Here is a 9928-nt window from a genome sequence, read left to right as displayed (position 1 = left end):
CCGCGATGCGCTCGGCGCGGTCTCGTCCCTGAGATGCAGCCATGCGGTTTCGCGGGTCCACACGAACAGCGATGACAACCAGCGCCCGCGCAGGACTCTCCGAGCCCCTGACACGCCCCCCACGTTCGCGTTTCATCGCATCAAACTATATGCGCCCTGGGCGATTCCTGGGAGGATGCGCGCAGGTCAACTCCCGGTTCCGCGGAGGACCGCACTAACGGTGAGAATGATGATCTTGATGTCGAGCCAGACGCTCCAGTTCTCGATGTAGTAGTTGTCGAAGATCGCACGGTCCGTGATGCTGGTATCCCCCCTCAGTCCGTGGATGGCTGCCCAGCCCGTCAGGCCGACGTCCACCCGGTGCCGGTACTCGTAGCCTGGGACGGAGTCGGTGAACTCCCGGACGAAATGCGGACGCTCTGGACGGGGCCCCACCATCGACATGTCGCCGCGCAGCACATTCCACAATTGGGGTAGCTCATCGAGTGATGTCTTGCGGATGAAGTGACCGACCCGACCGATGCGTTCCTCGTCACAGGGGTGCCAGTCGGCATCCGACGTCGTCGTCGGCACCGGACGCATCGACCGAAACTTCAGCAGGTTGAACACGGTCCCGTCCTTACCGATCCTCTTCTGACGAAAGAGGATGGGCGCACTCGGCTCCGACACGTACACGGCCATTGCGGCGACAGCCAGAACCGGGCTCGCCAGCACCAACGCCACAGCGGCCACGACCACGTCGAACACTCGCTTCAGCTTCCAGTACCAGGTACGCAAGGCGTCGCGACGCACCCGAATCAATGGAATGGTGTGCAGGCGATCCATGTCATGGGTCACCGACGTGAACTCGAACAGTCGCGGCACGATGTAAATCTCACAGTCCAACGAATCACACTCACGTAGCGGATCGACCAGGTCGACGTCCGGGTTGGAACCGAAGGCGACGATGACCGCATCGATGTCCCAGTCCTCAACGATTGCCCGAAGCCGTCGCAGGTCCGGCAGGGTCGGAACGCCGGTATCGAGGAACTGCAACATCGGATCCGGGCTGATCGCGACGACCACGTTGACACCCAACTCCGGTCGCTCACGAGTACTGAGCACGATCTCCTGCGCAACCATGCCACCACCGAGGACGGCGGTGCGCAGCCTGCGCTCCGGCCGACGGCGACGTACCCCACGGACTAAGCCGAAGTAGACCACCCGCACGGTGAACAGCGCGCCGAATGTCAATGCCGCCATCACCACGATGTCAGCGGCCTCAACACTCGGTTCGAGGAGAAACACCAAGACCAGCGAGGCAATCAGCGACCATCCCGCGAGTCGGGGCAGTTCGTCGAGAGACGACACCGCAAACCTGGTCTGGTAGACACCGGCAACTTCCAGGACCAAGAGGATGAGGAGCGCCATCAGCGCGCCGAGCCAGATCGGACGCCCGTGACGATAGGTACTCACGAAGGTCTCGACCCCGATGAGCACCACGGCATCGACGATCAGCAGAAGCCAATCGATCCGGTTCCTCAGTACCGGAAGCCACCAACGCCCGTCTGCGGAGCGTGACAGCGTCTGCGCCATGCCGACCATGCCCTTTGGTTCACGTCGAGACCCGCCCCGACCCGGCGCAGGACTCAGCCGGGTGCCGATTCGACACCCAAGACGACAACAGAAGTACCCCGCGCACGACATTAGCAGCACACCCGCAGATTTGGTACATCGAAGACAAGATGTGGTTTCGTTCGATAAAATCGTGACGACGCGCACGTTCAGCATGCGCGTCGCGGGTCGGGGCTGCGGACGGGTTGGGAAGGAATCGGCTATCCATAACAGGTTGCGACGTCACGACGCGACGTCGATCGCGACGCTGGTTAGTACAGGTGGTGTGTTGCCGCTGCCAGTTTTCGCGTTGCTCGATCCGACGATGATGCGACCCGACGCGATGGGTCCACTGATGATCGTCTGGGCATTCGTCACGTCTGTGTTCCTGTTCACGCTGTGGCACGGTCGGCTGAGCGCACAGAAGTTCGCACCGGTCGCGGCGGGCGGCATCCTCGGCATCGCGGCATCGGCACTGCTCATCGCCGACAGCGGGGCCGCTTACGCAGTGCTGTCGCTGGTGGCGGTGATCCCCACGATCGTCGCCGTCTCCTCACCGGTGCGGATGACCTACGGTTTCGTCCTGTTGTCGGTCGTCACGGCGACGCTCGTCAGTGTGCTGATCGCTTCGTCGATTGCACCGATGCTCGTCGCGACCGGCGCCATCATCGGCGCCATCATCGTCCCGGTCTTCCTGGTGCTGGCCCTGCGGCACTCACTGGAGGAGATCCTCGAGCGGCAGACCAGGCTGAACAGTGTCGACCCACTCACGGGCTTGTTGAACCGCCGAGGGCTCCACTCGCGGGTCAGCCCCCTATTGGCCGCCGCCCACGCATCCGACGAACCGGTTGGTGTCCTACTCATGGACATCGACCGATTCAAGGAGATCAACGATTGCCACGGCCATCTCGTCGGCGACGGGGTACTACTGTCGGCCGCGGCGACTATTCAGCGTATAGCCCGCCCCGGCTCGGTGGTCTGCCGATTCGGTGGCGAGGAGTTCCTCGTCTTCTGCCTACCTGGCACCATCGCCGATCTGGAGGAGTACGCCGACAGTTTCCGGGCCGCGGTCGCGGAGAACTCGCCGGTGACGATCAGCATCGGTGGTGTGTTCTCGCCTCTGGTGATGTCCGACGGGCAGGACGAGCGCGACAGCGGCGCATTGAGGGAACTGCTCGAGATCGCGGACCGGTGCGTGTACCAGGCCAAGGCGAACGGACGAAATCAGATCTTCGTGGAGCCGTCCGCGCCGGTCGCGTGGACACATGACGCACACGACCAGGACCTCGGCCATCCCAACTCTCATCCGTACCGGCTGTCGATGGCGTTCTTGTCGTTCTCGGGCTTCCAGACTCCCCGTCAGCGTGAGGTCACGCGAGTGAACGCCGGCGACGCGGCGTGAAACGGGACATGTCGTCCTCGATCTCACACCACACCTGCGGATCGGCGTCCGCGGCGATCGTCTGGGAATCCCACCACATCAGACGCGTTGTATACCGCTTGGTCGGATACGGGGTGGGCGACACATCTGTTGACACCCGTCCGCCACCCGATTCCCACCGTTTGAGGACGTGTTCGGCCGCAGTTGCCATCATGTAGCGGACACCGCAATAGTTCATGATCGGTAAGGCGAGCCGAGCCAGCTGCGCCGCGATCTCCATCGCGAGCGGACTGCGTTCGTCCACCCAGGCCGTCTTGACCTCGGCGATCCCTTCGGAAAGACGTGCCTCGATCGCGTTGACCAGATCGATCTGACCGTCCTGACCTGCCCATTCCTCCACGGCGTGGGAGGCAGCGGCAGATCCGAGCGGCTGCTGGACGCGCAGGCCACCGACCACCTGACCGCTTCTGTCGACGACGGCGAAGAACACAGCGGTCCCTTCACCCCCGGCAACGGCCCGATAGTCGAGCGCGGCCTTGCACCCGTGTCGGGTGTATGCCTTGCGCGCACCGTCGATATAGTCTTTCCAGAGGCTCCACCGGGCGAGGGGATGCGCGACCACGACGTCGAACTCCGGTTGGGACAGGTAGAGTGTTCCCGACAGGGGCTGGACTCGTCGTGCAAGTTCACTGACCGGAATCGCGTGCAACATTCCACCTCAATCCGGCCGTACTCTCCGGCAACTGTTATCAACCGATCACGATGTGCCGGCCTCTTTTTGCGTCGAAAGCATTTGCCATCGAGAATCGCTTCTATACGAGTTTAACGAGGGTGCTTTGCGTGTGGCACGATATGTGCGGTGAGCAACCCAGGGTTCACATGGAGAGCCACCCTATATGACGTCGACGCGGTGCCCGACAATGTCCGATGTGCGTGCGCCGAATCCACCATTGACCTGACCGCCGCAGCCGCAGAGCAGGCGGCCCGGCTGGCCGAACCCCCGGGACCCGACGAGACGAGTGAACCACCGCGTTGGGTTCATTTTCCGTGGCGATCGGCGCTGGTCAAGATCCCCGGACCGCGCCTGTACTGCCGGCTACGTCTGGATCGCAATCGCAACAAACTCACCCCCGAGGAGCAGGACCGCGCGGGGCAACTGTCGATCGGCATCATCGGCCTGAGCGTGGGGCACGCCATCGCGCACACCCTCGCACTCGAGGGGTTGGCCGGCGAACTCCGCCTCGCCGATTTCGACGATCTCGAGGTGACCAACCTCAACCGGGTCCCCGCATCCCTCTGCGATGTCGGCGTCAACAAGGCAGTCGTCGCCGCCCGACGAATCGCCGAGCTGGACCCGTACCTTGCGGTGACCGTCGTCCCCGAAGGCATCACGCCCGACAACATCGGTTCGTTCCTCGACGGCCTGGACATCGTCATCGAGGAGTGCGACTCGTTCGCGATCAAGGTGCTCGTCCGCGACGAATGCCGCGCGCGGGGCATCCCGGTGATCATGGAGACCAGCGACGGCGGCACCCTCGACGTCTCTCGCTTCGACCTCGAGCCCGACCGCCCGGCCTTCCACGGGCTGGCCGGGCCGCTGACGGCGGCCGATCTGGAGACGCTGTCCGCCGAGGAGATGACCGCCCACGCGGTGACCATCCTCGAGGCGGAACAGGTCACGCCGCGTATGGCCGCCTCGGCGCTCGAACTCGGCCGGACCGTGTCGGCGTGGCCTCAGCTGGGTGGCGACGTCGCTCTCGGCGGCGCCACCGTCGCCGCCGCGGTTCGCTGGCTGGCGCAGGGACGCGACCTGCCGTCGGGCCGTGTCCGACTCGATCGGGACTCCTGGCTTGAGACGCTGTCCGATCCACTCGCCGAGGCACCGCCACCGACGAACGAGACGACGAGGGACGAGACCACGACGGACGAGACGACGACGGATATCGACGTCGATCCCGACAGCCTCACCGACCTCCAGCTGATCCGTTTCGCGGCGTCGCGGGCACCCTCGGCCGGGAATCAGCAACCCTGGCGGATCACCGTCGGACCCGACGCCGTCACCATCGCTCTCGACCCGGCGCGGACGTCAACCCTCGACATCGAGCACCGCGCGTCGGCAATCGCAGTGGGTGCCGCGCTCTACAACGCCGAGGTCGCGGCTGCGAGCCGCGGTGTCCTCGGCTCGACCACGATCACCGGCACGGGCGTCGATGTGCAGGGGACGGTGCGGTTGACGCCTTCGGGCCGGGCGACCGCGGGCTCCGCCGATCTGCCGGCGGTATTGGCTCGCCACACCCGCCGTGAGCGCGGCACCGGGGAGGCACCGGCACCCGACGACATGGCACGCCTGATCGAGGTCACTGCGACCGACAACACCCGCCTCATCGCGATAACGGGTCGCACCGAGATCGCCGACTTCGCGTCGATCCTGGCCCGATCCGACCGCATCCGATTCCTCACGCCCGAGTTGCACCGTGAGATGTTCGCCGAACTCACCGACGACCCCACCGACCCGAGGGGTATCCAGGTCGACGATTTGGGCCTGCCGCCGTCGATGCGGGCAATGCTGGACATCCTGCGCCGCGACGACGTGATGGCGTTGCTCGACGAGTGGGACTCCGGCGACGCCTTGGGGGCCGATGCTGCAGCGCGCGCCGAATCCGCCTCTGCCCTGGCGCTTGTGGTCCAGCGGGGCACCGACACGGCGACGTATGTGCAGACCGGGCGAGTGGTGGAGCAGCTGTGGCTCGCGGCCGAGGCACTGGGCTACGCCGTGCATCCGATGACGCCGACGGCTCTGTACGCCACCGACGACGGGACCGCACGCGGCCTGTCCGCAAGGCATGGTGACGAGCTGGTCGCGCTGCGACAAGAACTGCTCAAGCGGTGGTCGATCGGCGCCGACGAGACGCCGACGTGTGTGCTGCGATTGTCACGAGCAGCCGGGTAGCACCACCGATCACAACCGACGCGGAAAGGCCTTGCGCCTCAGTGCCGGAGCAACCGGCCGACCTCGGAGGAAACCGTCGACGGTACCCGCCTCGATCGCGCGACGATACGTCGGAATCGCACCGCTTACTGCCTCGATCGTCATGTCGATGTCGTCGTCGGTGTGCGCGGCCGAGACCACGAACGACTGACCGAGAACCCCACGATCGAGGATCTCCTGCAGGAACAGCGTGCGGTATGCCTGCGAAGGTTGTCCGTCCGCGTCCCGAGTCGCGAAGACCAGACACGAAGGTCGCCCCAGCGCCTCGACGAAACCGGTCAGGCCTGCGTCGGCGACCACCTCGTTCACCCCGTCACGCAAGCGACGGCCGGCCGCCTCCATACGTCCAATCGGGTCGCCGTTGGCGTATGCCCGGACAACCGCCCGGAAGGCTGCCAGCGAGGCCGTTTCCGGACCGTGCGTCGTCGACAGCAGGAACACGCGGTCGCGGTCGGTATTGAGGCCGCCAAGCTCCATGACCTCGCGTTTGCCGGCCAATGCCGAGATCGGGAATCCGTTGCCCATCGCCTTACCCCAGCACGACAGGTCCGGTGTGACGCCGTAGACCGACTGCGCGCCGTGTTCGGACCACCGGAATCCGGTGATCATCTCGTCGAAGACGAGCAGCGCGCCGTGCCGATCGCACAACGCCCGAACCTCTTCCAGGAAGCCGGGATTCGGCTCTGCCATCGCGGTGGCCGCCTCCATGATCACTCCGCAGATCTCACCGGGATGCGCGTCGAATACCGCAGCCAGAGACTGTGCATCGTTGTACGAGAACCGAGCAACCTTGTCGGTTATGTCAGAAGGAATGCCCGCCGACATCTCCGTCCCGCCGATGAACCAGTCGTCAACGGAGAAGAACGGGTGATTGCAGATGGCCACCATGTCGCGGCCGGTGGCCGCGCGGGCCAGCCGGATCGCGGCGGTCGTCGCATCCGACCCGTTCTTCGCAAACTTGACCATGTCTGCGGTCGACACCAGACCGAGGAAATCCTCGGCCGCCTCGACCTCGAGTCGCGACGGTCTGCTGAAGCTCATGCCGTCGCGGATGGCGGCGCACGCTGCCTCCACCACCGGCGAGTACCCGTGTCCGAGCGTCACCGCCCGCAACCCCATCCCGTATTCGACAAACTCGTTGCCGTCGACATCCCAGACCCGCGCCCCACTGCCGCGCTCGATGACCGGTGCCATCTCGTCGGGATACTGATCCGAACCACGTGCGTAGGTGTGCGCACCGCCGGGCACGAGTTCGTGCAGCCGGTGTTGCAGTCTGGTCGACTCCGCAAAGGAGCGATTCTTCTCGATCACACTGTGCCCCTTCTGTTCGTGTTCCCGTGCGTCGGCTCGCCGCTGAGTTCACCCGGTCTCACCCCGGCACCCACGTCGACGGTGTCCACCACCCACCGACCTTCGAGCTGTGGGTAAGCCTGCTGGACCTCCGGCAGCAGATCCGGGACCGTCAGCAAGACCCGGTCGGGCTGCGCGTCGACCATCTCGGTCGGCGAGACGATCGGAATGTCGGTGCCCGGCATCCGTCTTCCCCGCTTTGCGGGCGACGCATCGGCGACCGCGTGTACAAGTGAGTTGTCGAGACCCGCAAGACACATCAGCGCGACCGCGCGGGACGCGGCACCGTAGGCGAAGACGCGGCGGCCGACAGCCGCCTCGGCGACCAGCCACTCGCGTAGCGCCTCGACGTGGGCGTCCGCCGCACGCTGCAGACCTCGTACCACCTCCGGATCGGTCATCGGAGTGTCGGCCGCGACGATTCGGTGGACGGCGTCATCGGGTTCGACGACGCCGTGTACTGCCGCGACGAGGACGGTGCCGCCATAGAGGTCGTAGTGCCACGCGGTCGCCACACTCATCCCCGCCGAGGCGAGCAGCGAACGCAACGCGGGCATCGAATAGTAGGCGAAGTGACCGTGGCGCAACGCATTCCACTGGCCTCGGCGCACGATGGTATCGAGCGAATGGTACTGGAGTAGCAATACACCGTCGGCCGCGGTGGCGGCAGCGCGCTCTGCGAACGCGCGTCTCTGATCCGGCCGGTGCATGATCCCGAAGCAGTCGAGGACGACATCGGCAACGGATGCCTCGATGAATCCGCGGTCGGCGAGCACCGGCAGCCACGTGCCACCATGCGGGCTGCCGAATTCACGTACCGTCGATCCCCGCAACCACCCCGCCGCCGCGACCTCGTCAACCGCGCGCGTCGCCTGATCGCGCAGCGCCTGCGGCTCGACGCCTCGCGGTTCATCGGTGACCGTGTCGTCCTCGGCGAGCTGCGCGAGACCACATGAGGTGCACAGGTCCATCGCGAGTCGGTGTGTCGACTCCTCGGCGCTGATCGGCTCGGTCGCAACCGGGAAATGGTCGGCTGCGGGGACCGAACCGAGGTCGAGAACCCGCTCGACGCCCTTACTCCCACACGCGCGGCAGGCGGTCATGTTTGGATGACCCTGTGCTGATCGAACCGACGACGCTCGCCGATGTTGTGGTGATGACACCGCAACCGTTCCGCGACGACCGCGGACTGTTCACCAGGACCTTCGATGCCGCCATCTTCGACGACCACTTGGGGCGGTCCGGCGCGTCGGCTGCTTTTGTGCAGGACTCGCAGTCGCGCTCGGTGTCGGGAGTGATCCGCGGAATGCACGGGCGCTCCGGACGGGGTGAGGCCAAGCTGGTCCGCTGTGCCCACGGCGCGGTGCACGACGTCCTCGTCGACATCCGGACCGACTCGCCCACCTTCGGTGTCCAGGAGGCATTCCTGCTCGACGACAAGGACTTCCGACATCTTTATGTGCCGCCTGGATTCTTGCACGGGTTTCAGGCCCTGACCCCGGTCGCCGACGTCTGTTATCGCATCGACCGCCCACACGACCCGTCCGAGGACATCGGGGTGGCGTTTGACGATCCCGATCTCGCCGTTAAGTGGCCGCTGCCGGTCACCATCGTCTCGGCTCGGGATCGGGCTGCGGGCAGTTGGCAGGAGTTGATCAGGCACGTGCGTTGATCCGGCGCATCGTGACGTCGAGTTCACCCTGGCTCTGCAGATATTGGAGGTGCTTGAGGCGGGTGAACCGGTTGGTGAAGGCGTCGGCGGTCAGGCCGTAATCGGTGTAGGCGCGGTAGAGTTCGGCGGCGCCGTCGGGGATCGACCACTGGGCCTCGTAACCCAGTTCGTCGCGAGCCCTGGAGAAGTCGACCCGGTATGACCGTGGGTCGGGCCCACTCTCGCCGGTGATGACCACACGTGAGCCGGGCACCACATCGCCGACCGCGTCGGCGATCTCGGAGACGGTGAGGTTGTTGGTTTCGGTGCCGACGTTGTAGGCGCGACAGTCGATCACCTCCCGTGGCGCGGTCAGGCAGGTCAGGAAGGCCCGCGCTATGTCCTGGGCATGGACGAGTGGACGCCACGGTGTGCCGTCGGAGAGCACACGCACTTCACCCGTGAGGACCGCATGCCCGACGAGGTTGTTGAGCACGATGTCGGCACGCAGCCGCGGAGAGAACCCGAAGGCCGTCGCGTTGCGCAGGAAGACCGGGGTGAATCCGGTGTCGGCGATGGCCGCGAGATCGTCCTCGACCCGGACCTTACTCTCCGCGTACGGGGTCAGCGGCCGCAGCGGCGCGTCCTCGGTGACCAGGTCCTCACCGGCCGAGCCATATACCGAACATGTCGACGCATACAGGAATCGGCCCACGCCAACCTGTTTGGCGAGTGTGGCCAACCGCACCGACGCGTGGTGGTTGATGTCGTGGGTGATCTCGGGTGCGAGTGAGCCCAGCGGGTCGTTGGACAGGGCTGCGAGATGGATGATCGCGTCAAAGCCGGTCAGCTGATCGGCGGTCACGTCGCGCAGATCGGCGCGCACCGCCGGCGGATCCTCGGGGGCCGGCCCCAGTACGCACTCCGCGAAGTAGCCGTTGTCGAGTCCGGCCACGTCGTGCCC

General features: G+C 65.6%; 8 protein-coding genes. 3 read left to right on the top strand and 5 right to left on the bottom strand.

All coding sequences use genetic code 11. The features are described 5' to 3' along the window. Positions 1-186 precede the first annotated feature (186 nt). Positions 187-1575, bottom strand: a complete 1389-nt coding sequence (locus GORHZ_RS18470; RefSeq protein ID WP_006335701.1) for a sugar transferase — start codon at positions 1573-1575, stop codon at positions 187-189. Positions 1576-1882: 307 nt separating this feature from the next. On the opposite strand from GORHZ_RS18470, the gene GORHZ_RS18465 reads away from it, so the two are divergent. Then, positions 1883-2995, top strand: coding sequence for a GGDEF domain-containing protein (locus GORHZ_RS18465; protein ID WP_157205257.1), 1113 nt, complete (start codon positions 1883-1885; stop codon positions 2993-2995). Here the strand turns inward: GORHZ_RS18465 and GORHZ_RS18460 are convergent. Then, on the bottom strand, positions 2964-3686 hold the full coding sequence (locus GORHZ_RS18460; protein ID WP_006335699.1) for a hypothetical protein: 723 nt from the start codon (positions 3684-3686) through the stop codon (positions 2964-2966). The genes GORHZ_RS18465 and GORHZ_RS18460 overlap by 32 nt on opposite strands. Before the next feature lie 147 nt (positions 3687-3833). On the opposite strand from GORHZ_RS18460, the gene GORHZ_RS18455 reads away from it, so the two are divergent. Further along, the gene (locus GORHZ_RS18455) at positions 3834-5924 is read left to right on the top strand and encodes an Rv1355c family protein (protein ID WP_006335698.1); all 2091 of its coding nucleotides are present in this window, start codon (positions 3834-3836) and stop codon (positions 5922-5924) included. 9 nt (positions 5925-5933) lie between these two features. Here the strand turns inward: GORHZ_RS18455 and GORHZ_RS18450 are convergent, their stop codons facing one another. Beyond that, positions 5934-7274: a glutamate-1-semialdehyde 2,1-aminomutase gene (locus GORHZ_RS18450; RefSeq protein ID WP_006335697.1), complete on the bottom strand. Its 1341-nt coding sequence runs from the start codon at positions 7272-7274 to the stop codon at positions 5934-5936. Beyond that, on the bottom strand, positions 7271-8416 hold the full coding sequence (locus tag GORHZ_RS18445; protein ID WP_006335696.1) for a class I SAM-dependent methyltransferase: 1146 nt from the start codon (positions 8414-8416) through the stop codon (positions 7271-7273). Before GORHZ_RS18445 ends, GORHZ_RS18450 begins: the two co-directional genes overlap by 4 nt. A gap of 14 nt (positions 8417-8430) precedes the next feature. On the opposite strand from GORHZ_RS18445, the gene rfbC reads away from it, so the two are divergent. Continuing rightward, on the top strand, positions 8431-8985 hold the full coding sequence (rfbC, locus tag GORHZ_RS18440) for a dTDP-4-dehydrorhamnose 3,5-epimerase (protein ID WP_006335694.1): 555 nt from the start codon (positions 8431-8433) through the stop codon (positions 8983-8985). Here rfbC and GORHZ_RS18435 read toward each other — a convergent pair. Then, the coding region (locus GORHZ_RS18435; RefSeq protein WP_006335679.1) for an NAD-dependent epimerase/dehydratase family protein at positions 8969-9928 on the bottom strand (960 nt) is incomplete at its 5' end. The genes rfbC and GORHZ_RS18435 overlap by 17 nt on opposite strands.

The sequence above is a fragment of the Gordonia rhizosphera NBRC 16068 genome (assembly GCF_000298195.1).
GTDB lineage: Bacteria > Actinomycetota > Actinomycetes > Mycobacteriales > Mycobacteriaceae > Gordonia > Gordonia rhizosphera.
Note: the sequence above shows the minus strand (reverse complement) of the source record. Positions and strands in the feature narration are given on the sequence as shown.

What these genes read in the sequence shown, in the direction of transcription:
- GORHZ_RS18470 (WP_006335701.1), bottom strand. Translation starts at nt 1,575, where the DNA reads ATGGCGCAGACGCTGTCACGCTCCGCAGACGGGCGTTGGTGGCTTCCG.
- GORHZ_RS18460 (WP_006335699.1), bottom strand. Translation starts at nt 3,686, where the DNA reads ATGTTGCACGCGATTCCGGTCAGTGAACTTGCACGACGAGTCCAGCCC.
- GORHZ_RS18445 (WP_006335696.1), bottom strand. Translation starts at nt 8,416, where the DNA reads ATGACCGCCTGCCGCGCGTGTGGGAGTAAGGGCGTCGAGCGGGTTCTC.